This window comes from Flavobacterium adiutor, from assembly GCF_048282555.1.
GTDB lineage: Bacteria > Bacteroidota > Bacteroidia > Flavobacteriales > Flavobacteriaceae > Flavobacterium.
In genome coordinates this window covers 4,592,712-4,616,020 of sequence record NZ_CP182487.1, presented here as the reverse complement: position 1 = coordinate 4,616,020, position 23,309 = coordinate 4,592,712, and the positions used below count along the sequence as shown (strand labels likewise).

Sequence of the window (23,309 nt, the reverse complement as noted above, 5' to 3'; positions counted from 1 at the left end):
TAAATTTCAACTTTTTATAATTTCACATTATTACAAAAACACATCAAACTATAAATTTATACTTTACAAAAACACATCATTTTTATTTTAAAGTCTTTATTTTTAGTTGTTTAAAAAAATAATTGGATTGTTATAATAATGTTAATTATCATAAAAAAACACTACATTTATTAAAATTGAAATAAATCACTTTTATATAGTTTTATTTGTGACTGTATATTTTCAATAAATATAAAAATCACAATTAAATATGAAAATCATAAAATCATAGGTCAAAAAATATGAAATCCATAAGTTGTTTTTTATGTACATTTTTATTTCTGCTTGCATTGAACAGTTTCAGTCAGGTAAAAAGCATCGGAGTACCTTATTTTAAAAATTATAAACGAACAGAATATAAAGGAGGAACTCAAAACTGGAGTATTGATCAGGATAAAAAGGGCAATATTTATTTTGCAAACAATAGTGGATTAATTCAGTTTGATGGTTCTACCTGGCGTAAATATTCTTTACCAAACAATACTCCCATCAGAAGCTTAAAGATTGATGAATCTGGAAAAATTTTTGTTGGGGGAAATAATGAATTTGGTTATTTTAAAGCAGGGGATAAAGGAGATTTGAAATATTACTCACTTTCAAAGCTACTTAGTACTAAAGATGGCCGGGACATAAATTTAATCTGGAGAATTCATATTTTTAAAGGAGAAATAATTTTTCAATCTTTTACTAAAGTACTTTTTTACAAAAACAACAACATACGTGTTCTAAATGCACCAAGAAAGTTTCAGTTTTCTTTTGTAGTAAAGAATCGTCTTTACTTTCAGGATAAAGAATTGGGAATTTTAGAATATAAAAATCAAAAATTATATCCTTTAAAAGCTACGAAGTTTCTAAATGATAAAGAAATTTGGGCCATGTTTCCATTGCCTGATAACAAGATTCTTTTGGCAACCCTGGAAAAAGGCCTTTTTGTTTACGATTTTAACAGCATAACTGAATGGAATACTGAAGCAAATAGTTTTATAAAAAAGAATACTTCACTTGGCGGAGCAATTATAAAAAATAAATTTATCGTTCTAAATTCCGTTTTAAATGGTGTAATAATTTCCGATTTAAATGGAAATATAATCCAGCATTTAAATCGTCAAAAAGGATTACAAAACAATACTATACTCGCTTCTTTTGTTGATAATAAAAATAATCTTTGGCTGGGTCTTGATAATGGGATAACATTTGTAAATGAAAACTCACCTTTTACATATTTTGATTATAGTTATAATATAGGTACAGTTTACGCATCCGTATTGTATCAGAATAAATTGTATGTGGCAACCAATCAGGGATTATTTTATCATTCCTGGAATATTCCGTTTACTGATCAACCTTTTAACAGGGTCGAGGGCACAATAGCACAGGCATGGAATATTCAGGTTATAAATAATGTGTTATTATGCTCTGGCAATAATGGCGCTTTAGTTATAGAAAATAATAAGGTCTCAAAAGTACTGGATACCAGAGGATATTTTGGATTGAAACAAATACCCGGACATCCTGAATATGCCATAGGAGAGAATTATAATGGTTTTTCAATTTTTAAAATTGGATCTGACAGTGCTGAGTTCATAAATCAGGTTCAGGGTTTTGATGAAACTACCAGTACTTTCGAGGTTGAGTTGGACAATGATTATGTATGGTTCAGAAAAAGTCCCTACTTATATCAGATGAAACTTTCTGATGATCTGAAAAAATTCGAATCGATAAAAAAACATACTCAGATATCTGTAGTCAATAAAGGAATTGAAAGTCTGCAATTAATTAATGATAAAGTTTATTTTCAGACAAAAAATCATTTTTACAGATTTTCTAAAGATCAGGATGATTTTTTTGAAGACAGAAAAATGAGCAGTCTTTTTAAGAGTATTCCGTCAATCAATACCTTAATTCAGGATTTTAAAGGAAATTTATGGTATTCATTCAATCAGTCTCTTGGGTTTTTAGAAAAATCAGACAATGAAAAATACATCAGAAAAGAAGCGCCATTCTCTAATTTAACGGGGAATCTGGTCAACAGCTATATATCAATAAATAGAATTGACTCCAAAAATATTTTTATTGGACTAACGGATGGATTAACACACTATGACGCTACGATTCCGAATACATTTATAACAAAACCGACTGCTTTTATAGAAAGTTTTTCTTTTCCGGGAGATACAATTATAACAGGGAATCTAAAAACACAAAAACGGTTTGATTTGTCTTACAGTAACAATCGTGTCAAGTTTACATTTTCTTCACCTGTGTTTGAAAATCAGGAAAACGTTACTTATTCCTATAAATTAGAACCTTTTGAAGATACCTGGCGCAGCTGGTCTCCTATTGCGATTAAAGAGTATACGAATCTAAGAGAGGGCAATTATACAATGAAATTAAGAGCCAGAAACAGTTTTGGTATAGTTTCAGAAATAGATCAGGTTAAATTTACTATTTCGCCTCCGTGGTACAGGCATTTTTTAGCTTATCTTTCCTATCTGCTTTTAATTTCTCTTAGTGTATATGTCATTTCAAACAGAATTAAACTAAAAATCAGAAAAAATAAATACTACGAAACCATTGAGCAAAGACGTTTATACCTGGAAAAGGAATCAAAAATAAGGCAGGAACAGCATGAACTCGAAAAAGAAATTGAAAAATTAAAAAGCGACAAACTTCAAATTAAGATTCTGGCAAAAGACAAAGAGCTGGTAAATAACTCTTTACAGGTGGTGAAGAAGAACAAAACTTTGAATACCATAATAAGTAAACTGAAAGACATTGATACAAGCATATTAGATGATGCAACAAAATCTGAATTCAATAAGCTTCATAAAAGCATTGTAAAAGAGGTTAATACCGACAAAAGCTGGAAAGATTTAGAAAAACATATTAAAAATGTCCATTTTGATTTTTTAAAAAGATTAAAAGAAAAATACCCTACAATTTCACCAAGGGAATTGGATTTATCAACTTATTTGCTTATGAATATGTCTACTAAAGAGATTGCTGAGATTATGAATATATCAAATGGTGGAGTTGAACTGGCCAGATACCGTTTAAGAAAAAAACTAGGTTTAAATAAGAAAGAAAATCTGATTGGGTTTTTAATGAGTATATAATGACGAAATGCCTCATCACGAAAAGTATCGAGGGAGACACTATCTTAAAAAGTGTGTAAGTTTTAAAAATAACTGGGGGTTAATTAAAACAATCCATTCAATTCTGCATCAATTCTATTAATGATATTTCCTAAATCTTCCGGATTATCAACAAAATTAATGTTGTCAACATCAATAATCAATAGTTTTCCTTTTGTGTATGTCTGAACCCACGCTTCGTATCTTTCGTTCAGTCGGCTCAGATAATCGATTGAAATAGAGTTCTCATAATCGCGTCCGCGTTTGTGAATTTGTCCAACTAAATTCGGAATTGAACTTCTTAAATAAATCAATAAATCAGGTGGTTTTACCAATAACTCCATTAATTCAAATAAAGAAGTATAGTTTTCAAAATCACGTGTGGTCATTAAACCCATCGAATATAAATTGGGAGCAAAAATATGAGCATCTTCATAGATCGTTCTGTCCTGTACGATTTTTTTTCCACTTTCCCGAATTTGCTGCACCTGGCGAAAACGGCTGTTTAAGAAATAAATCTGCAAATTAAAGGACCAGCGTTCCATCTGATGGTAAAAATCATCCAGATACGGATTGTCAACAACGTCTTCATAGTGAGGTTCCCATTTAAAATGTTTGGCCAGTAATTTAGTCAAAGTTGTTTTTCCTGCCCCTATATTTCCTGCTATTGCTATGTGCATTACGGTATTACGATTTTATAATTGGTAATTTCTTTAGGTGTAAAAATAGATAAAATTTGGTCTTTGTAATAGAATTTATGTAATGATTTTTGTGCTACTTGAATTTCATAAATACTTTCAGATCCATCGTTATGAATATCGTTAAAATACAACAAATTAGCTTGGCTGAAAATGTACTGTTTTGGACTTAAAATTAGTATTTCGTCAAATTCAGAAACTTTTCCTAAAGAGGTTGTTTTGCCAAAAATATCACACAAAAACCAATTGTTTTTTTCATCAATCCAGTAAAAAGTATTAAAATCTGTCTGATAAAATTTAATATTTGCTGTTAATGGTGTTGAAACAGTTTTGTACTCGTTTTTTAAATAATCAAAAAGGCCGATTTGCTGGTTTAGTGTATTGTAGATCCATAACTGATTTTGTGTTGACATGCCAACAGCAGCGGCTACAATAGGGATATTATTTTGAGAAAAATTAATTTCTGTCATTTTATTTAACTGGTTATCAAGTAAAACGACACTGTTGAAATCTTCGTAAAACAATACAATTTTAAGCGGATTAAGAATATCTGCTTTGGTGATTTTTCCCAATGAAATATTCTTGTATTCGAAAAGTTCGTTTCCTTTTATTTTTCTGAAAAGATTATTTTTTATCTGATAAGAATATCCGAATGAATCATAACCTAAAAAATCATCAGCATCTGTAGTAAAATTGGAAACTGGAATTTTCTTTAAATTCTGGCTCATAACAACCGAAGAAGAACAGAAGAAAAAAAGTAAAAATAAAATTTTGCAGGTTTTTTTGTTCATTTGAATTGCATTTCTAAAGAGCCAAATTACAAAAAACTACATCAAAATGCTTTTTTAATTGCATTTGACTTTAAACTTTCAGTTATTCTAATAGTCTAATTAATAAGCTGTTTTGTCTATAGTCAGGCTTAATTGATATATTTAACTTTCACTATTTTAAAATTAATAATACATTTGGTTGTAAGTTTTATCGGATTTACTCAAAAATTTAAATAAGAAACAATGAAAAAAATACCATATTATTTGCTTTTATTACTTGCCTTTAGTCAGTTACAGGCACAGAAAGATTTTCAGGGAATGGCTGTTTATGAATCAAAAACACAGGCGCCTAAATTTGATGGAATGCGGGCAGGTAACCGTGATATTACACCTGAAATGCAAAAAAACATCGAGGAAAGAATGAAGCAAATGTTAGAAAAAACATTTGTACTCAACTTCAATAAATCGGCTTCTATTTACAAAGAAGAAGAAAAATTAGAAACTCCCGGGCAACAAGGAGGTGGAATGAGAATGATGATGAGCTCTATGATGGGCGGTGGAGGTACTTTTTATAAAGATGTAAAAAGTAAAACCTATACGGTCGATAAAGAATTCATGGGTAAAGAATTTTTGGTAAAAGATTCACTGCCAAAGTTAAACTGGAAATTAGAACAGGAAACTAAACAAATTGGGGGGTATAATTGTTACAAAGCAACTGCTGTAAAAGAATCGAGTCAAACTGATTTTAGAAATTTCAGGCCAAAAAATAATGATGATAAAAAAGATGACGCAAAAAAAACATCCGGTGATACAAAAACTAACTTTGAAGACAGTTTTGAGATCCCAAAGGAGATAATTGTAACAGCCTGGTATACACCTGAAATTCCAATTAATCAGGGGCCTGAAAATTATTGGGGATTACCGGGTTTAATTTTGGAAATTAATGATGGTACAACCACTATTTTGTGTTCAAAAATTGTTTTAAACGCCAAAGAAAAAGCAGAGATCAAGGCACCCGCCAAAGGAAAAGAAATTTCGCAGAAAGAGTATGACGAAACAGTTGTAAAAAAGATGAAAGAATTTAGAGAAATGAATCGTGGCCGTGCAGGAGGTCCTCCACCAATGATGGGAAGATAAAAATTCCGCATTCTAAATTTATTTATCATAATCATCTTTATTAATGAACAAAACACTCTGTTTCTTCGTTTTTTTATTTACTTCTTTAGGCTTTTCTCAAAGTGTCCGTTTCGATGGATTTATTCAGGATGACCAGAAAAATCCCCTGGAAATGGCCAATATCATGGCTATAAATAATGCTACAAAAGCAATGGATTCGTACGGAATTACCAATGATAAAGGAAAATTTCAACTTACCTTAAAACCAAATACGGCTTATACTATAAAAGTAAGCTATTTAGGAATGAAATCTAAAGAAATTGCCATTGCAACCAAATCTGAAAATATATCTCAAAGCATTGTTCTCGATGGCGTCGGAATCGAATTAGAAGGTGTCGAGATTGTCCGTGAAATGCCGGTTTCTATAAAAGGGGATACCATCGTTTATAATGCCGATTCTTTTAAATCCGGGACCGAAAGAAAACTCGAAGACGTTCTTAAAAAATTACCCGGTGTCGAGGTAAATGCCGACGGAGAAATAGAAGTAGAAGGGAAAAAGGTCAGCAAATTAATGGTGGAAGGTAAAGACTTTTTTGACGGAGATACCAAATTGGGAGTCAAAAATATTCCGGCTGATGCTATTGATAAAATCCAGGTTCTTAGAAACTATAATGAAGTAAGTGCCTTAAAAGGTCTTGAAAACGATCAGGATAATGTTGCAATGAATATTAAGCTGAAAGAAGGTAAAAAGAACTTCTGGTTTGGAGATATTACAGCAGGAACAGGAGTTGCAGAACTGGATAGCCGTTATATTATCAATCCTAAATTATTTTATTACAGTCCAAAATACAGTATAAATTTAATTACAAACTTTAATAACATTGGAGAGTTGCCAATGACAGCTCAGGATTATTTCAAATTCACAGGTGGATTTAAAAATATGATGAAAAAAGGCGGAAGCAATTTTAATGTTTCTTCGAATGACGTAGGAATTTCGCTTTTAAGAAATAATCGTGCGAAAGAAATCGAAACGAAGTTTGGCGCAACAAATTTCGCTTATTCGGTTAATAAAGCATGGAATATAAGCGGTTTCGGAATTCTCTCAACTTCAAAAACAGATTTAGAAACCAAATCTCAGACCACCTATTTAGGTTCTGGAGATGAGCAGAGAAGAGAGGAAGAGACGCATCAAAAAAATAATCTGGGACTTTTTAAATTGAGCTCGACTTATAAACCAAATGATAAATTTCAATTCGATTATGATATTTTAACCAAGCTGACCAAACAGGAAGAAAATACCGATTTACTTCGTCAGCAGGTCGTGAATAACATCACAGGGTCAGAAAATATTTTTACGGCTAAAAAACAAGATCCGACTTCTATAAACCAAAATCTGAGTTTGTATTATACGCAAAGTGACAAAAATATTTTTGCTTTTGAAATGCAGCATTTATATCAGGACGAAAATCCTTTTTATAATGCTAATCTGCGTACACAGCCTTTTAACTTATTAGGGTATACTCCAGATCAGCAAAGAAATGATCTAAATCAGGATCGTTTTGTAAAAACTAATAAAGTGGATGCAAAACTGGATTACTATTATATGGTAACGCCAAAAAGCAACATCAATATTACTTTAGGAAATACGTATTCGTACCAGAATTTTAACTCTCATATTTTTCAGATTCTGGATAACGGAGATAAGAATGATTTAAATGATCCGTCAAATAATAATGACGTAAATTATAATTTTAATGATGCCTTTTTAGGATTTCATTACAAAATTTTGGCCGGAAAATTTACGTTGACACCTGGGGTTAGCCTGCATTCGTATACGATGACAAACACACAATCAGGAACAGATTATTCGCAGAATTTCACAAAAGTGTTACCGGATTTTTTTGCTCTCTATCAAATCAAAAAATCAGAAACCCTGACGTATAATTTCTCTTTGACCAATGATTTTACCGATATCAACCAATTGGCTGAAGGTTATGTTCTGTCCGATTACAGCAGTTTGTTTCGTGGAGATCGTTCCCTTGAAAATGCGACATCACAAGTACATACTTTGCGTTATTTTAAGTATAATATGTTCAATTTCGAGAACATTTTTGCAAATGCAACCTATACGAGAAAAGTTGATGCTGTTAAAACTGCGGCCGATTTTACAGGAATTAATCAATCGTCAACTCCTTATAACTCAAATCTGGCCGATGAAACTTTTAGCGGAATGGGAAGTTATGGTCGTTCATTTCTAAAAAATTATAAAGCTTCTGCAAGCGCAAGTATCAATTGGTCTAAATTTAATAATATTCAAAACGATAATCCGGCTACAACTGAAAGTTTTACCCAAAGTTATACGGTAAAGGCTTCTACAAACTATAAAAACCTGCCTAATGTTGAGTTCGGTTACAATCTTATAGTTAATCAATATAGTGGGTCTACTTTTTATACAGATAAGCCTTTTGCCAGATTAGATTATTATTTTCTGAATAGTTTTTCATTCGTTTCTGAGTATGAATTCTATCATTATTACAACTCAAACAAATCAGTTGATAACGAATATGATTTTTTAAGCGCCAGTTTAATTTATCAGAAGAAAAACAGTAAATGGGAGTATAAAATTGCAGTCACTAACTTGTTAAACACGAAGTATCTTAATGATGACAACTTCTCGCAGTTTTCAACAAGAGTTTCTCAATACACAGTTCAGCCTAGATATATTATCTTTTCAATGAAATATAATTTATAGTTGTATTAGAAGCAAATTCCTGCTGTCCACTATATCTTTCTCTCGCTAAAGAAGCGAGAGAAAGGATGCCGTTTCCATCAGGGCTAAAAACGGGTCGATAGAAATTGCGGATTTAAATTAGTATAAAAATACAAAACCCCGAAATCTAAAATTAGAAATCGGGGTTTTATTATTTTTAAGACTAAGTAGTCTAAGAATCTGATTTTACAATCCAAAAGCAGCTTTTACTTTATCTACAAAGTCAAGTTTTTCCCAGGTAAATAATTCAACAGTAACTGTTTTTTCGTTTCCACCTGGAGCAGAGAAAGTTTTAGTAACCGTTTCGGGTTTACGTCCCATGTGTCCGTAAGCAGCAGTTTCGCTGTAAATAGGATTTCTTAATTTCAAACGTTGTTCGATAAAGTAAGGACGCATATCGAATAGCTCTTCTACTTTTTTAGCAATTTCGCCATTCGTTAAATTGACTTTTGATGTGCCGTAAGTTTCAATGAAAATTCCCATTGGTTCCGCTACTCCAATTGCATACGAAACCTGAACTAAGATTTCGTCAGCAACTCCTGCAGCAACTAAGTTTTTAGCGATATGACGCGTTGCATAAGCTGCACTTCTGTCTACTTTACTTGGATCTTTTCCAGAGAATGCACCACCACCGTGAGCACCTTTTCCACCGTAAGTATCCACAATGATTTTTCTTCCAGTTAAACCAGTATCACCATGAGGGCCTCCAATAACGAATTTTCCTGTAGGGTTGATATGGTAGTTGATTTTATCATTGAATAGATGAGCATGCTTTGGGTTTTTAGCAATAATTCTCGGAATCAAAATTTCAATAATATCTTTTTTGATTTTTGCTAACATGGCAGCTTCCTCATCAAAATCATCATGCTGAGTTGAGATCACGATCGCATCAATACGAGTTGGTTTGTTATCGTCGCTGTATTCTAGAGTTACCTGGGATTTAGCATCAGGGCGTAAATAGGTGATTTCTTTGTTTTCACGTCTTAAGATTGCTAATTCCTGTAATAATTTATGAGATAAATCCAGAGCTAACGGCATGAAATTTTCAGTTTCGTTTGTAGCGTAACCAAACATCATTCCCTGATCTCCTGCACCTTGCTCTTCTGGCTTAGCTCTGTCCACTCCCTGATTAATGTCTGCAGACTGCTCATGAATTGCAGAAAGAATTCCACAAGAATTCGCCTCAAACATATATTCACTTTTGGTATATCCAATTTTACGGATTACTTCACGGGCAATTTGTTGCACATCAAGATAGGTATTCGATTTTACTTCTCCGGCCAGAATTACCTGTCCAGTTGTAACTAAAGTTTCACATGCAACTTTTGAGTCAGCATCAAATGCTAAGAAGTTATCAATTAATGCATCCGAAATTTGATCTGCAACTTTGTCTGGATGCCCTTCACTAACAGATTCTGACGTAAATAAATAAGCCATAATAATGTATTAAATTAAATTAAGCGAGGAAAATAATTGCTGAAAATGGCTAAAGGAGAGTTCCTGCTTTAGCATTTTTTACTACCGAAATTTGTTTTTCAGTATTCATAACGAACCATTTCATTATGAAGAGGTTGCAATCAGTTCAAATTTTTCCTCTGTATTTGCGTGCAAAAGTACAAAACCATTTTGATTTGCAAATTAAAGTTCAACTTTTTTTATTTTTTCAAAGATAAATTTAACATTAGTATATTAAATTGATGGGGTAATTGAAATTAATTTGCTTTTTGTTTGGTGGTTTGAAAAAAAGTTCTCAAATTTGCAGAAGAAATAATCAGAGAAATGAATTTAATTACTAAAAATATGTGTTGTATGATGTCGGAATTTTCCGCAGAGTGCAGTATTGTTTAGGATTAAAAACTAAAAATAACAATAAGACCTCTGCAATTTGTAGAGGTTTTTTTTTGACTTAATTTGAAAATAAATAAAAAATAATAAATGGGTAATTCAGTAGCAAATAAAATGATGATATGTTGTATGATGCCGATGTGTATCCCACGCTGCTGTTGCTGAAAGTAAAGATGAATCTTTGTTATAGTTCCTAACTATAGCCCTTTCGGCAGCCATCCGAAAGGGCTTTTTTTATTCCATTATTTAAAAATTAAAAATCATGAAAATCATATATAAAATCTTAAAATCAATTAACCCGAAAAGTGTTTTTGGATTAATTCAAAATCAAAAATCAAACTTCAGTTCACAAAAAGGCAAGTTCTATTCAAGCGAAGCAAATTCACTTCTTGCACATATGTATTCCGCAGAAAATGAAAATCTTTTTATTTAATAGTTCAATCCTAAAAATCAATTACAATAAAATAATAATACTAAAAAATAAGAATAATAATCTAAAAAACTAAGAAATCATGAGTACACAAAAATTTGCTACAAATGCACTTCACGCAGGACACGACGTAACTAAAAATGCTGGAACAAGAGCGGTACCAATTTACCAGTCATCATCATATGTTTTTAATAATTCGGATCATGCTGCCAATTTATTTAGTTTGGCTGAGGCTGGTTTCATTTATACAAGGTTAAATAATCCTACTAATGACGTTTTAGAACAAAGACTGGCTTCGCTCGAAGGCGGAATCGGAGCTGTCGTAACTGCTTCAGGGGCAGCGGCTATTTCTACAACGTTATTAACTTTATTAAAATCGGGGGATCATATTGTAGCGTCAAATAGTTTGTACGGAGGTACCTATAATCTTTTAAAAGTCACTTTGCCGCGTTTAGGAATTACAACCACTTTTGTAGATCCTTCAAAAGCAGAAAACTTTACCAAAGCGTCAAAAGAAAATACAAGGGCATTTTTTGTTGAATCACTTGGAAATCCAAAATTAGATGTATTGGACCTAAAAGCAATTTCTGCAGAAGCCAAAAACTTCAAAGTCCCTTTTATTGTAGATAATACAGTTGCTACTCCTTATTTGTTGAATCCAATTAAATATGGTGCTGACATAGTTATTCATTCATTGACAAAATATCTTTCAGGTAACGGAACTTCTTTAGGAGGTGTTATTATTGACGCCGGGACTTTTGACTGGTCTAACGGGAAATTTCCTGAATTTACAGAACCATCCCTTGGTTATCACGGACTGGTTTATCACGAAGCGCTGGGAAATGCAGCTTTTATTGCAAAAGTAAGAATTGAAGGACTGCGGGACTTTGGATCAGCTTTGAGTCCGTTTAATGCTTTTCAGATTCTTCAGGGGCTGGAAACTTTGCCAATCCGAATTAAAAAACACAGTGAAAATGCGCTGGCTTTAGCGAAATGGTTGGAGAAACAAGATCAGGTGCTCTGGGTAAATTATCCGGGCTTGAAATCGAACAAATATTATGATTTAGCTCAGGAATATTTACCGGAAGGTCAAAGCGGGATTATTACTTTTGGTCTGCAGGGAGGTTATGAAGCAGCCAAACAAGTTGTTGATGAAACAAAGTTATTCTCACTTTTGGCCAATATTGGGGATACCAAATCGCTTATTATTCATCCTGCCAGTACTACCCATCAACAATTAACAGATGAAGAACAGTTGCAAACAGGAGTTTCAAAAGATTTAATCCGCCTTTCAGTAGGTATTGAAGATATAGAAGATTTAATTGCAGATTTGAAAACCGTTTTTGCAAGTGTTGCCAAATCGAATACAGTCTTTAATAAAAATTAAAGTTTTTTTGTTTTTTGTTTGAAAAATTACCTCTGGTATTCATTTACCAAAGGTGATTTTTTTTGAATTACATTTTTAAGCATAATTAGAATTGTATTTATGTAAGAAGCGTTCTTTGAAAGTCTGATTTATGGAGAAAGCTAATGAGCGAATGAAGTTATTTGTAAGTTTTAACGTGAATTTCAAACGATGTAGTTTTTGTAAGATGTTTTTAACGTTAAAAAAATGTTTTTTTACTGAATTTGTGCGTAAATATTTGGTAAATAAAAAAAAGTTTCGCATATTTGTTAAACCCAAAAACTACTGAAGATATGTTTAATTCCTATAAAATGTTTTGCGCCATTTCGAAAGAAACCTTTGGGGTGTCTATTGCTTAAAAATTGTAAGAACAATATCAAATATAGCAAAGCCTCCCAAAATATTTTGAGAGGCTTTTTTAATTATACGACAAAATGCTAGAATTTTTTAAAATAACAAATAAATCACAGATGAATAAGTCCCTTCAGATGAACAAGATGTTCAATGTCGCAGCTATTCGCGTATGCGTCTGTTGATTCCAAAAGTATTGTAAGTTAAAATAACTTGACCCTTTTGGCATCTGAAACCAAAAGGGTTTTTTGTTTTAAAAGACTTAATCAAAGAAGAATAAAATAATTCAATATAAAATAAACTAAACACTAAATATCATGAGCACTTTGAACTACTTGACAAAAGCATTTTCTACTTTAAAAAGAATAAGGACTAAAAAAAACAGCCTGCCGCCAAAAAATGAATTAATACATCCAAGATTTGGAGTTACTGAAACCAATACTAAAACAGAAAAGAAAAATCCGGATTCTTTATTGTTTTTAATGTATTCAAAAGAAAATGAAACCCTTTTTATCTAGGTCAAAAGGCATTTCAAATAGGTAAGTACCTGCTTAATTTTACTGGGCATTTTCGTTCGGTAATTTTTTGCGTACAATAGTTTTTGTTTGTGATATACTGAAATAAACGAAGAATCTGTTGAGATAAATTTGTTTGTTTAAGAAATTAGTAGTTAATTTGCATCGTTAAGTTCAGAAACGTATTGAAATGTTATAAAGAAAGGACGAGGGATTAGACCCGATGAATCCTTAGCAACCCTTCGGTAAAGCGAAGAAGGTGCTGCATTCTACCACGCCCAACGTGGAAAGATAACAAAAAAAGTTTTATAGTCGTTCCAGACTTTCTTTCTAATATTTCCATATACAAATCAAAAAATAAAAGATTTGAAATTGGAAAGTATACCAAACCCTATCATATTACAAAATTTCACTACCGAAAGTGGTGCTTTGTATAATTCATTACCTTTAAGTTTTGCACTTTTTGGATTGCCATTGCACACTGCTCCTGTTGTTTTAGTAAATCACGCCTTAACAGGAAATGCACAGGTTACCGGAGAAAATGGCTGGTGGTCAGATTTAATTGGTGAGGGAAAAACAATCGACACTACTAAATATTCTGTTTTGGCATTTAATGTTCCGGGTAACGGGAGCGATTCTTTCAGTATTGAAAATTATCAGGATTTTACAGCAAGGGATGTTGCCCGAATTTTTTTGAAGGGAATAGAAACTTTGCAAATTGAGGAGTTGTATGCAATTATCGGAGGTTCGGTAGGAGGAGGGATTGCCTGGGAAATGCTGGCATTGGCTCCAAACATCACTAAACATTTAATTCCGATTGCAACGGACTGGAAATCCACCGACTGGATGATTGCCAACTGTTTTTTACAGGAACAAATCCTGAACAATTCATCAAAACCAATCGAAGATGCCAGGATTCATGCCATGTTATGTTATCGTTCTCCAGAATCATTCAAAGAAAAATTTCAGCGCACGATTAATCAGGATCTTTTGATTTTTAATATAGAAAGCTGGCTGGCACATCATGGTAAAAAGTTGCAGCAACGCTATCAGCTGTCATCTTATAAACTGATGAACCAGTTGCTAAAAACCATAGATATTACAAGAAATAGTGAAGATTTCGAAACGTTGCTTTCTAAAACAACAGCAGCGATTCACATTATTGCGATCGATTCAGATTTGTTTTTTACACCAAAAGAGAATCTGGAAACTTATAATGAATTAAAAAAGGTTAAAGACAATGTCTTTTACAGCGAAATAAATTCGGTTCACGGACATGACGCTTTTTTAATTGAGTACAAACAATTAGATAATTTACTTGCTGCTATTTTTTAGCATAAATAATAAAAAAATACAATGAAAATATTAAAATTTGGAGGTAAATCATTATCAAACGGAGAAGGACTTAATAAAGTAGTCTCTATTATTGCTGAGAAAGTTAATCTGGGCGAAAAAATCGCTGTAGTAGTTTCTGCAAGAGGAAATGCTACAGATGAATTAGAATATATTTTAAAAATTGCTGCTAAAAACGGCGATTACAAACGATTATTGGAGAATTTCAAAACCTATCAGGTTTCGGATTATCCTCAGGTTGATTTGTCTGAAGAGTTTACCATTCTGGATAAACTTTACGAAGGAGTAAGCCTGATTGGCGATTATAGCAATAAAATCAAAGATCAGATTTTGTCTAAAGGAGAATTGCTTTCGGCAAAATTATTAACGGCTATTTTGATCGAAAAAGGAATTCCTGCCAATTTTACAGATTCAAGGGAATTGTTGAAAACAGATTCTAAATTTGGAGATGCACAGCCTTTGGAACAGCTTTCCAAAAAAAATGTAGTCAATTATTTTAAAGAACACAATGAAACGGTGAATGTTATAACTGGTTTTATAGGTTCAAATAACAACAACGATACCACAACTTTAGGAAGAAACGGCAGTAATTATACTGCTTCTTTAATTGCCAATTATTTGAATGCAGAAGAATTACAAAATTTCACGCATGTTGACGGAATTTATACCGCAAATCCGGATTTAGTTGAAGATGCTAAAAAAATCGAATTTTTATCATTCAATGAAGCGAATGAATTAGCCAATTTCGGGGCTACAATTCTACATGCGAAAACAATTATTCCTTTGTTGGAAAAAAATATTCCGCTTCGAATCCTAAACACATTCAATCATGAAAACCGCGGGACTTTAATCACTTCTGATTCGACTAAAGAAGGAATCAAAACACTTTCGGTTCTTGAAAATGTTTCTCTTTTAAATCTGGAAGGACGCGGATTACTTGGAAAAGCAGGCGTTGATGCACGAATTTTCAAAGTAATGGGTGATAACGATATTAGTGTAAGTATTATTTCGCAGGGTTCTTCAGAAAGAGGAATTGGTTTGGTTGTGGCGACTGATAAAGCAACAACGGCAATGGTGGAATTGGAGAAAGAATTCGAAAATGATTTTTATTCGAAAGATGTAAATCAGATTACGGTAACAGATAATGTTTCGGTTATTTCGATTATTGGTCAGGATTTGAGTACTTTCCATAAACCATACACAGCATTAATCAAAAATAAAATTGTTCCGATATTATTTAATAACACCGTTACGGGTAAAAACGTGAGTTTGGTAGTTAAAAAATCCGAACTCAATAAAGCCCTAAACGTAATTCACGGAGAGATTTTCGGAGTTTCCAAGAAAATCAATATTGCGATTTTTGGACATGGATTGGTTGGCGGAACGCTGATCAATCAAATTTTAGAATCAGCGGATGCTATCGAAAAGCGCAAGGATATCAAGCTGAATGTTTTTGCAATTGCGAATTCTAAAAAATTGATTTTAAATAAAAACGGTGTAGCTTCTGACTGGAAAAATGAAATTGAAAAAAAAGGACTTGATTACACCATTCAGGATATTATCGATTACGCAGATAAATACCATTTAGAAAACTTAATTGCGATTGATAATACGGCAAGTGCCTCATTTGTAGAAAATTATATCAAGCTTGCAGAAAGCAGTTTCGATTTAATTTCTTCTAACAAAGTGGCTAATACATTGAGTTACGGTTTTTATAAAGAATTGCGAAAAGTATTGGCTGAAAACCAAAAGAATTATTTATACGAAACCAATGTGGGTGCGGGATTACCATTAATTGATACCATTAAATTATTACATCTATCTGGAGAGAATATCACTAAAATTAAAGGAGTGTTTTCTGGAACATTGAGTTATTTGTTTAATAATTTCTCTGCAAAAGAGGCTCCGTTTAGTGATATTTTGAAAGAAGCTATTGATAATGGATATACGGAACCAGATCCACGTGAAGATTTATGTGGAAATGATGTAGGTAGAAAATTATTGATTTTAGCTAGAGAGTTGGATTTGCAAAATGAATTTGAAGAAATTTCAATTCAAAACTTAATTCCAGAGCATTTAAGGGAAGGTAGTGCGGCTGATTTCTTAACGAAGTTAAAAGAATTTGATCCAATTTATAGTAAAATAAAAGAAGAACAAGAGCCAAATCATGTATTGCGTTATATTGGAGAGTTGTCAGGTGATTTGCAAAATGACAAAGGAAATCTGGAAGTGAAATTAGTTTCTGTACCTTCAGATACTGCTTTGGGTGGATTGAAAGGTTCTGATTCTTTCTTTGAAATTTATACAGAATCTTACGGAGATCGACCAATCGTAATTCAGGGAGCAGGGGCAGGCTCAGCAGTAACAGCCAGAGGTGTTTTTGGAGATATTTTGAGGCTTTCTGAAAAAGGATAAAATTTCCAGCAAATGATATTTATAACGCAATTCATATATGTAATCGAAGGACAGGAAGAAGTTTTTCATCAGTTTGAAAATATTGCTATTCCAACGATTTTGAAATACAACGGACGATTATTGCTTCGGGTACGACCGGAGGAAAAAAGTTATATTGAGAATAATATAGAAAAACCGTATGAAATTCATTTGGTAGAATTTGCATCAGAAGAAGATTTTGAGAATTTCAAACACGATGAGGAACGAAAAAAGTTTCTTCATTTGAGAGAGCAATCTATAAAATCGACTTTATTTATAAAAGGAACTAAACTTTGATTTAAAGCATAAATAAAATGAAAATAACATTAGACAGAGTAAACGAAAACTTTCACTTCCAATTAAAAAACGAACGTGGACATATAGTAAATGTTGATGCGCGTCCTGATTTTGGAGGTAACGATATGGGACCAAGCCCGATGGAACTAGTTTTGATGGGAGTAGCAGGCTGCAGCGGAATTGATATGATTTCGATTCTAAAAAAACAGCGCCAGGAAATTACTTCTTTCAAAGCTGAGGTTGAAGGTGAGCGCGTACAGGTAGGAGAAGCAAAGCCATTTAAAGATATTTATGTAGTTTTTTCTTTGGAAGGAAATATAAAAGAAGACAAAGCTGCAAAAGCGGCACAACTATCTTTCGAAAAATATTGCTCAGTTTCTAAAACAGTAGAACCAACTGCCACGATACACTACAAGGTAATTTTGAACGGTGTAGAATTAGAAAAATAAATAATTAGAAAATTAGAGAATGAGATAATTCAAAATAAACATTGAATATCAACTCTAAACAGTTTGAGTTTTAAGTGCTGGTTATTGCCGATTGCAAAAAACTTGAAACTTAAAACTTGAAACAAGAAAAACAAATAAAATGAGCGAACAAGAATTTGGTTTTGAAACACAAGCCATCAGGACACATTTAGAGAAAACACAATTTCAGGAACATTCAAGTCCATTATATTTATCATCAAGTTTCGTATTTGAAGATGCAGAGGACATGAGAGCGTCTTTTACAGAAGAAAAAATACGTAATATTTATTCCCGTTTTAGTAATCCAAACACAACAGAATTTGTAGATAAGGTTTGTGCAATGGAAGGAGCTGAGGCAGGATATGCTTTTGCAACCGGAATGGCAGCAATTTATTCCACTTTTGCTGCTTTATTGGAATCTGGCGATCATATTGTTTCTGCGGGTAGCGTTTTTGGATCCACACATGCGTTGTTTATGACTTATTTTCCAAAATGGAATATTGAAACGACTTATTTTGATATCAACAAACCCGAAACTATTGAAGGTTTTATTAAGCCAAACACTAAAATTTTATACGCAGAAACCCCTACGAATCCGGGTGTAGATGTAATTGATTTGGAGTTGTTAGGGCAAATTGCCAAAAAATACAATTTGATTTTAATAATTGATAATTGTTTTGCAACACCATACATTCAGCAGCCAATTAAATACGGTGCGCATATAGTAGTACATTCTGCTACAAAATTAATGGATGGTCAGGGGCGCGTTTTAGGGGGTATTGCGGTTGGGGATGCTGAGTTAATTCGTAAAATATACTTGTTTTCAAGAAATACAGGACCGGCAATGTCGCCATTTAATGCATGGGTCTTGTCAAAAAGTTTAGAAACTTTAGCGGTTAGGGTAGACAGACATTGCGAAAATGCTTTGAAAGTTGCCGAGTTTTTAGAAAGCCATCCAAATGTGAACAGTGTGAAATATCCTTTCTTAAAATCACATCCAAAGTATGAAATCGCTAAAAAGCAAATGCTTTTAGGAGGGAATATTATTGCTTTTGAAATTAAAGGCGGAATAGAAGCTGGACGTAAATTTCTGGATAAAATTAAATTGTGCTCACTTTCAGCTAATATCGGTGATGTAAAAACAATTGTTACACATCCGGCGTCAACTACACATAGTAAGTTGTCTGTGGAAGAAAAATTGGCAGTTGGTATTACTGAAGGTTTAGTACGTGTTTCTGTAGGTTTGGAAACAGTAAAAGATGTAATCGCTGATTTAGAGCAGGCGCTTTCTTAATTTTTATTTTCTGTTTTAGGTATTATTTTTCAATTACATAAATGACGTTTTTAATGGTAACTTTTACTATTAAAAACGTCATTTGTTTTTATTGTTGTTTCTTTAAAAAGTATATTTTTGTTTCATACTAACAAATTAATAAATAGTCTGACTATGAATAACACTACTTATGTTCTTGATGATAAATTATTAGCTTCTACTGGAAGCCGTTTTCTAAATTATATTTTAGATATTGTTGCTATCATTGCTCTAATCTTTGCTTTGTCTTTTGTCGCTGCTATACTGGCAAGTCTTTTTGATTTAAATGAATTCTTATACTGGATGGGTAATGTGAGTGATTTAGAAGGACAATTGATTTTTGTGGTAATTTCTATTTTTTATTATTCATTTACCGAAAGTCTTTTTGGAAGATCTTTGGGTAAATTAATTACGGGAACTGTTGTGGTAGATGAAAATGGAGAAAAACCTTCTTTCGGAATTATTCTTAAAAGAACATTATGTCGGTTAATTCCTTTTGACGGCTTTTCCTTTTTAGGAAGCAGAGGCTGGCATGACTCTATTTCTAATACCTATGTTGTAAACAAAAAAGATTTAGAAAAAGAAGTAAAGTTATTTCATGAATTTAATTTAATTGGAAATAATGAAGTAATTTGATAGGTATAGTAGAATTTAACAAATGGCTTATATTTTTTTCATTTAAAAAACCTTATTTTTGCAGTATAAAACAGTAAACTTGTTTTTAGTTATCCAAATAATAACTTTAAAACGGTTTTCCATACTAAAATATAAAAATGCTTTCAAAGAAAACAAAATACGGAATTAAAGCTTTGACATATTTGGCCAGACGTGAAAATAATGATCCTGTACAAATTGCTGAAATTGCTAAAAACGAACATATTTCGATCAAATTTCTGGAAAGTATTTTATTACTATTGAGAAACTCCGGTTTTTTGGGTGCCAAAAAAGGAAAAGGCGGAGGTTATTATCTGATAAAAGAACCAAAAGATATTAGTATGGCCAAAGTATATCGTATTCTTGAAGGCCCAATAGCCTTATTGCCCTGTGCGAGTCATAACTTTTATGAAAAATGTGATGACTGTGATGACGAATCAACCTGTGCAGCAAGGCGCTTGATGACCGAAGTTCGGGATAATACGCTTAAAATACTGGAAAGTAATTCTTTGGCGGATATAGCTTTTTGATTTAAAGTCTATTTCTTAATGAATAAAAAAAATGACCATTTCAAATTACAAAATGGTCATTTTTTAAAGTTTGTATTAAAAAATTAATTTATATCCCGCTAAAAAAAGCATCACTGCAATTGCATTTCTAAGAAACTGATCGGGAACTTTTCCGCTTAGCATACTTCCTATAAAAATTCCCGGCAGAGATCCTAATAGTAATTGTCCTAGCAATATTAAATCCAGATTTCCCATTGAAGCATGTCCAACACCTGCAACTAATGTTAGTGGGACAGCGTGCGCAATTTCAGTCCCCACTAAACGGGGTGTTGGTAGTAAAGGATACAGAAAGAATAACGTAACTGTTCCTAATGCGCCAGCTCCAATTGAAGTCAGTGTTACTGTTGCACCCAATAAAACTCCAATTCCTACAGTGAGCATATTTTGAGTGGTGCTTTCGCTATGAAATTTATCCCCTGCGTGTTTCTGGGAAAACTTTAATATTTTTTGTTTGAATATAATAGCCACAGAAGTAAAGAGTAATGCCCATCCTAAACTTGTTTTAACAATTTCATTTACAGTTTCAATATCTGTTTTGATGCTGTTTAAAATCCATAGTGTTAATAAAGCAGCGGGTACGCTTCCTAAGGTTAGCCAGCCAGTAATTTTCCAGTTGATGTTTCCTTTTTTGTTATGTACAAATATACCTCCGGCTTTGGTAAAAGCAGCATAAAGTAAATCAGTCCCAACGGCTTTTGTTGGTGGAATGCCAAAATACAACAAAATAGGCGTCATTAAAGAGCCTCCACCCACACCAGTTAACCCAACAATAAATCCAACAACCAAACCTGCAATTACAAGACCAATCTGAAAATCCATAAAAAATAATTTGCCGCTAAAGTAATAACATTTTTATAATTATCCTATAGGTTTTATAGAGATTAAAAATTTATTTAAAAAAAATATTTTTAACACATTGTCTTGTTTGATTATAGTAGGATGGAATGTTATTTGTGAAATTATTTCAAATTTCTCTTTAGGTTTAATTTAGAGGGAGTTACTCCTTAAAAAAAATGATGATAATGTTTTGATATTTAGAAATAAGTAGTATTTTTGCAAAATAATCTACTAAGCCGATAGGGTAATAGTTTTTTAAAAAAGAAGAAATTCTTTTGATTTGGTTATAAAACTGATTTTTTAATATTATCTAGATTATCGAAAGAGATAAATGTAGAAAAGAAAAGATTTATGAGTGCGAGTATTGTACAGGAATTATTAGAGCAAACTAAAGACCTTTCGCTTGACGAAACCTTAGTTTACTTAGCAAAAGAATTTCCGGGAAAAGTAATTTTTTCGACTTCTTTTGGTCAGGAAGATCAGGTAATTACCGATTTCATTGCAAAAAGTAACACAGACATTAAGGTGTTTACTTTAGATACAGGAAGATTGTTTCAGGAAACGTATGATGTTTTTCATAAAACATTAAAAAAATACAAAAGACCCATTGAGGTTTATTTTCCAGAAGCGGCTTCAGTAGAAAATTTGCTTCAGACAAAAGGACCAAACAGTTTTTACGATTCAGTTGAAAACAGAAAAGAGTGCTGTTTTATCCGAAAAGTAGTTCCGTTAAGAAAAGCTTTAGCAGGAAATACTGTCTGGATTACTGGTTTAAGAGCCGAACAATCAGAAAACAGACAAGATTTAAGCTTGTTTGAATACGATGGGAACTTCGAAATTATCAAGTTCAATCCGTTACTAAAATGGACTTTAGAAGAAGTTGAAACGTATTTATCAGAAAACAATGTTCCTCAAAATGCTTTACATAAACAAGGTTTCGTAAGTATCGGATGTGCGCCTTGTACAAGAGCAATTTTCCCAGGAGAAGACATCAGAGCCGGAAGATGGTGGTGGGAATCAAGTCATAAAGAGTGTGGTTTGCATAGTGCTAAGAAAGAGTAAGCAGAAGCAAGAGACAAGATTTAATTCTAGAGAATAGAATAAAGAATATAGGTTTAAAGTTTCGAAGGAACTATTTATATTTTAGTGCTGGATTTTAATCCGGGGCAGATTAGGAAAGGAATTTATATTTTATGGGTTTAACCCGATGAAGAATAAAGAATAGAATAAATAGCGGAAAGTTTTAGAGTAACTCACAACTTAAAACCTGAAACTTGAAACTAAAAAATATCAAACAAAAAAACAAAAATGAGTTCAGTATTAAAAACAAATGCTTTAGAAAGTGAAGCGATATACATCTTTAGAGAAGTAGTTTCTCAGTTTGACAAACCGGTTTTACTTTTCTCAGGAGGAAAAGATTCTATTACATTAGTACGTTTGGCGCAAAAAGCTTTTTTCCCTGCTAAAATTCCGTTTCCTCTATTGCACGTTGATACGGGGCACAATTTTCCTGAAACAATTGCTTTCAGAGATAAATTGGTACAAGAATTAGGTTTAGAGCTAATCGTTCGGAATGTTCAGGATGCTATTGATGAAGGAAAAGTAGTGGAAGAAACCGGAAAATATTCAAGCCGTAACAGCTTGCAGACGACAACACTTTTAGATGCCATTGAAGAGTTTAAATTTGATGCCTGTATTGGCGGTGCACGTCGTGATGAAGAGAAAGCAAGAGCTAAAGAACGTATTTTCTCTGTTCGTGATGATTTCGGACAGTGGGACGAAAAAAATCAAAGACCTGAGTTGTTTGATATTTTGAATGGTAAAATCGAAAATGGACAAAACGTTCGTGTTTTCCCAATTTCAAACTGGACAGAGTTAGATGTTTGGAGTTATATTGAAAAAGAAAATATAGAAATTCCATCTATCTATTTTTCACATAAAAGAAAAGTTTTTTTAAGAGACGGTTTGATCTGGTCGCATTCTCCTTTTGTATATCAGGAAGAAGACGAGCAAATCGAAGAGCGAATTGTTCGTTTCAGAACCGTTGGAGATATGAGCTGTACCGCTGCTGTTGAATCCTATGCAGCAACAATTGCAGAGGTCGTTGGGGAAATCAGATCTTCTACTATTTCTGAAAGAGGAGCCAGAATTGATGATAAACGTTCTGAAGCTGCAATGGAGAAAAGAAAACAACAAGGATATTTTTAATTGTAAATTATTAATTGTCAATTGTAAATTAAAAAGTAGAATCAAAAAACAAAAACATACAGATTTAAATTTTTGTTCAAAGGCAATCAACGTGAAGCTTGAAACC

At 32.6% G+C, this 23,309-nt stretch carries 19 protein-coding genes and 1 riboswitch; of the genes, 15 read left to right on the top strand and 4 right to left on the bottom strand.

The genetic code is table 11. The features are described from left to right. Positions 1–281 precede the first annotated feature (281 nt). A complete protein-coding gene (locus ACNC7R_RS19495; protein ID WP_417942692.1) occupies positions 282–3,155 on the top strand; it encodes a triple tyrosine motif-containing protein in 2,874 nt (957 codons plus the stop codon). A gap of 83 nt (positions 3,156–3,238) precedes the next feature. Here ACNC7R_RS19495 and ACNC7R_RS19490 read toward each other — a convergent pair whose 3' ends face one another. Further along, positions 3,239–3,853 carry a deoxynucleoside kinase gene (locus ACNC7R_RS19490; protein WP_379680361.1) on the bottom strand — a complete coding sequence of 205 codons (615 nt, stop codon included), beginning with the start codon at positions 3,851–3,853 and terminating at the stop codon, positions 3,239–3,241. Beyond that, positions 3,853–4,662: a hypothetical protein gene (locus ACNC7R_RS19485; RefSeq protein WP_417942691.1), complete on the bottom strand. Its 810-nt coding sequence runs from the start codon at positions 4,660–4,662 to the stop codon at positions 3,853–3,855. The genes ACNC7R_RS19490 and ACNC7R_RS19485 overlap by 1 nt, the downstream gene beginning before the upstream one ends. 222 nt (positions 4,663–4,884) lie before the next feature. Between ACNC7R_RS19485 and ACNC7R_RS19480 the strand changes: the two genes are divergently transcribed. Together ACNC7R_RS19480 and ACNC7R_RS19475 are read left to right on the top strand one after the other, a co-directional pair. Continuing rightward, complete coding sequence (locus ACNC7R_RS19480; protein ID WP_417942690.1) at positions 4,885–5,778, top strand: GLPGLI family protein; 894 nt, start codon at positions 4,885–4,887, stop codon at positions 5,776–5,778. 43 nt (positions 5,779–5,821) lie between these two features. Further along, the gene (locus tag ACNC7R_RS19475) at positions 5,822–8,509 is read left to right on the top strand and encodes a carboxypeptidase-like regulatory domain-containing protein (protein WP_417942689.1); all 2,688 of its coding nucleotides are present in this window, start codon (positions 5,822–5,824) and stop codon (positions 8,507–8,509) included. A gap of 204 nt (positions 8,510–8,713) precedes the next feature. Here the strand turns inward: ACNC7R_RS19475 and metK are convergent, their stop codons facing one another. Beyond that, complete coding sequence (gene metK, locus ACNC7R_RS19470) at positions 8,714–9,964, bottom strand: methionine adenosyltransferase (protein ID WP_417942688.1); 1,251 nt, start codon at positions 9,962–9,964, stop codon at positions 8,714–8,716. Between the two features lie 670 nt (positions 9,965–10,634). Between metK and ACNC7R_RS19465 the strand changes: the two genes are divergently transcribed. The 10 genes from ACNC7R_RS19465 (at position 10,635) to ACNC7R_RS19420 (ending at position 20,119) form a co-directional block, all read left to right on the top strand. Beyond that, entirely contained in the window at positions 10,635–10,805 is a 171-nt protein-coding gene (locus tag ACNC7R_RS19465) for a hypothetical protein (protein WP_417942687.1), read from the top strand. A 79-nt stretch (positions 10,806–10,884) separates the two neighbouring features. Then, the gene (locus ACNC7R_RS19460) at positions 10,885–12,189 is read left to right on the top strand and encodes an O-acetylhomoserine aminocarboxypropyltransferase/cysteine synthase family protein (RefSeq protein ID WP_417942686.1); all 1,305 of its coding nucleotides are present in this window, start codon (positions 10,885–10,887) and stop codon (positions 12,187–12,189) included. A gap of 686 nt (positions 12,190–12,875) precedes the next feature. After that, entirely contained in the window at positions 12,876–13,076 is a 201-nt protein-coding gene (locus ACNC7R_RS19455) for a hypothetical protein (protein WP_417942685.1), read from the top strand. 187 nt (positions 13,077–13,263) lie between these two features. Then, a riboswitch (SAM riboswitch) is annotated at positions 13,264–13,371 on the top strand. Between the two features lie 74 nt (positions 13,372–13,445). Then, positions 13,446–14,408, top strand: coding sequence for an alpha/beta fold hydrolase (locus tag ACNC7R_RS19450; RefSeq protein WP_417942684.1), 963 nt, complete (start codon positions 13,446–13,448; stop codon positions 14,406–14,408). Between the two features lie 21 nt (positions 14,409–14,429). After that, positions 14,430–16,841, top strand: a complete 2,412-nt coding sequence (gene thrA / locus ACNC7R_RS19445; RefSeq protein WP_417942683.1) for a bifunctional aspartate kinase/homoserine dehydrogenase I — start codon at positions 14,430–14,432, stop codon at positions 16,839–16,841. A gap of 12 nt (positions 16,842–16,853) precedes the next feature. After that, a complete protein-coding gene (locus ACNC7R_RS19440) occupies positions 16,854–17,156 on the top strand; it encodes a DUF1330 domain-containing protein (RefSeq protein WP_417942682.1) in 303 nt (100 codons plus the stop codon). 17 nt (positions 17,157–17,173) lie between these two features. Then, a complete protein-coding gene (locus ACNC7R_RS19435; protein ID WP_417942681.1) occupies positions 17,174–17,605 on the top strand; it encodes an OsmC family protein in 432 nt (143 codons plus the stop codon). A 139-nt stretch (positions 17,606–17,744) separates the two neighbouring features. Further along, positions 17,745–18,917: a trans-sulfuration enzyme family protein gene (locus tag ACNC7R_RS19430; RefSeq protein WP_417942680.1), complete on the top strand. Its 1,173-nt coding sequence runs from the start codon at positions 17,745–17,747 to the stop codon at positions 18,915–18,917. A 153-nt stretch (positions 18,918–19,070) separates the two neighbouring features. Next, the gene (locus tag ACNC7R_RS19425) at positions 19,071–19,571 is read left to right on the top strand and encodes an RDD family protein (protein WP_417942679.1); all 501 of its coding nucleotides are present in this window, start codon (positions 19,071–19,073) and stop codon (positions 19,569–19,571) included. 137 nt (positions 19,572–19,708) lie between these two features. After that, entirely contained in the window at positions 19,709–20,119 is a 411-nt protein-coding gene (locus tag ACNC7R_RS19420; protein ID WP_417942678.1) for an RrF2 family transcriptional regulator, read from the top strand. A 75-nt stretch (positions 20,120–20,194) separates the two neighbouring features. Here the strand turns inward: ACNC7R_RS19420 and ACNC7R_RS19415 are convergent, their stop codons facing one another. Continuing rightward, the gene (locus ACNC7R_RS19415; protein WP_417942677.1) at positions 20,195–20,977 is read right to left on the bottom strand and encodes a sulfite exporter TauE/SafE family protein; all 783 of its coding nucleotides are present in this window, start codon (positions 20,975–20,977) and stop codon (positions 20,195–20,197) included. 369 nt (positions 20,978–21,346) lie between these two features. On the opposite strand from ACNC7R_RS19415, the gene ACNC7R_RS19410 reads away from it, so the two are divergent. Continuing rightward, on the top strand, positions 21,347–22,057 hold the full coding sequence (locus ACNC7R_RS19410; RefSeq protein ID WP_417942676.1) for a phosphoadenylyl-sulfate reductase: 711 nt from the start codon (positions 21,347–21,349) through the stop codon (positions 22,055–22,057). Between the two features lie 246 nt (positions 22,058–22,303). After that, the gene (gene cysD, locus ACNC7R_RS19405) at positions 22,304–23,203 is read left to right on the top strand and encodes a sulfate adenylyltransferase subunit CysD (protein WP_417942675.1); all 900 of its coding nucleotides are present in this window, start codon (positions 22,304–22,306) and stop codon (positions 23,201–23,203) included. The last annotated feature ends 106 nt before the right edge of the window (positions 23,204–23,309 follow it).

What these genes read in the sequence shown, in the direction of transcription:
- ACNC7R_RS19415 (WP_417942677.1), bottom strand. Translation starts at nt 20,977, where the DNA reads ATGGATTTTCAGATTGGTCTTGTAATTGCAGGTTTGGTTGTTGGATTT.
- ACNC7R_RS19490 (WP_379680361.1), bottom strand. Translation starts at nt 3,853, where the DNA reads ATGCACATAGCAATAGCAGGAAATATAGGGGCAGGAAAAACAACTTTG.
- ACNC7R_RS19410 (WP_417942676.1), top strand. Translation starts at nt 21,347, where the DNA reads ATGAGTGCGAGTATTGTACAGGAATTATTAGAGCAAACTAAAGACCTT.
- ACNC7R_RS19465 (WP_417942687.1), top strand. Translation starts at nt 10,635, where the DNA reads ATGAAAATCATATATAAAATCTTAAAATCAATTAACCCGAAAAGTGTT.
- ACNC7R_RS19475 (WP_417942689.1), top strand. Translation starts at nt 5,822, where the DNA reads ATGAACAAAACACTCTGTTTCTTCGTTTTTTTATTTACTTCTTTAGGC.
- thrA (WP_417942683.1), top strand. Translation starts at nt 14,430, where the DNA reads ATGAAAATATTAAAATTTGGAGGTAAATCATTATCAAACGGAGAAGGA.
- metK (WP_417942688.1), bottom strand. Translation starts at nt 9,964, where the DNA reads ATGGCTTATTTATTTACGTCAGAATCTGTTAGTGAAGGGCATCCAGAC.
- cysD (WP_417942675.1), top strand. Translation starts at nt 22,304, where the DNA reads ATGAGTTCAGTATTAAAAACAAATGCTTTAGAAAGTGAAGCGATATAC.
- ACNC7R_RS19440 (WP_417942682.1), top strand. Translation starts at nt 16,854, where the DNA reads ATGATATTTATAACGCAATTCATATATGTAATCGAAGGACAGGAAGAA.
- ACNC7R_RS19460 (WP_417942686.1), top strand. Translation starts at nt 10,885, where the DNA reads ATGAGTACACAAAAATTTGCTACAAATGCACTTCACGCAGGACACGAC.
- ACNC7R_RS19485 (WP_417942691.1), bottom strand. Translation starts at nt 4,662, where the DNA reads ATGAACAAAAAAACCTGCAAAATTTTATTTTTACTTTTTTTCTTCTGT.
- ACNC7R_RS19435 (WP_417942681.1), top strand. Translation starts at nt 17,174, where the DNA reads ATGAAAATAACATTAGACAGAGTAAACGAAAACTTTCACTTCCAATTA.
- ACNC7R_RS19455 (WP_417942685.1), top strand. Translation starts at nt 12,876, where the DNA reads ATGAGCACTTTGAACTACTTGACAAAAGCATTTTCTACTTTAAAAAGA.
- ACNC7R_RS19425 (WP_417942679.1), top strand. Translation starts at nt 19,071, where the DNA reads ATGAATAACACTACTTATGTTCTTGATGATAAATTATTAGCTTCTACT.
- ACNC7R_RS19420 (WP_417942678.1), top strand. Translation starts at nt 19,709, where the DNA reads ATGCTTTCAAAGAAAACAAAATACGGAATTAAAGCTTTGACATATTTG.
- ACNC7R_RS19430 (WP_417942680.1), top strand. Translation starts at nt 17,745, where the DNA reads ATGAGCGAACAAGAATTTGGTTTTGAAACACAAGCCATCAGGACACAT.
- ACNC7R_RS19495 (WP_417942692.1), top strand. Translation starts at nt 282, where the DNA reads ATGAAATCCATAAGTTGTTTTTTATGTACATTTTTATTTCTGCTTGCA.
- ACNC7R_RS19480 (WP_417942690.1), top strand. Translation starts at nt 4,885, where the DNA reads ATGAAAAAAATACCATATTATTTGCTTTTATTACTTGCCTTTAGTCAG.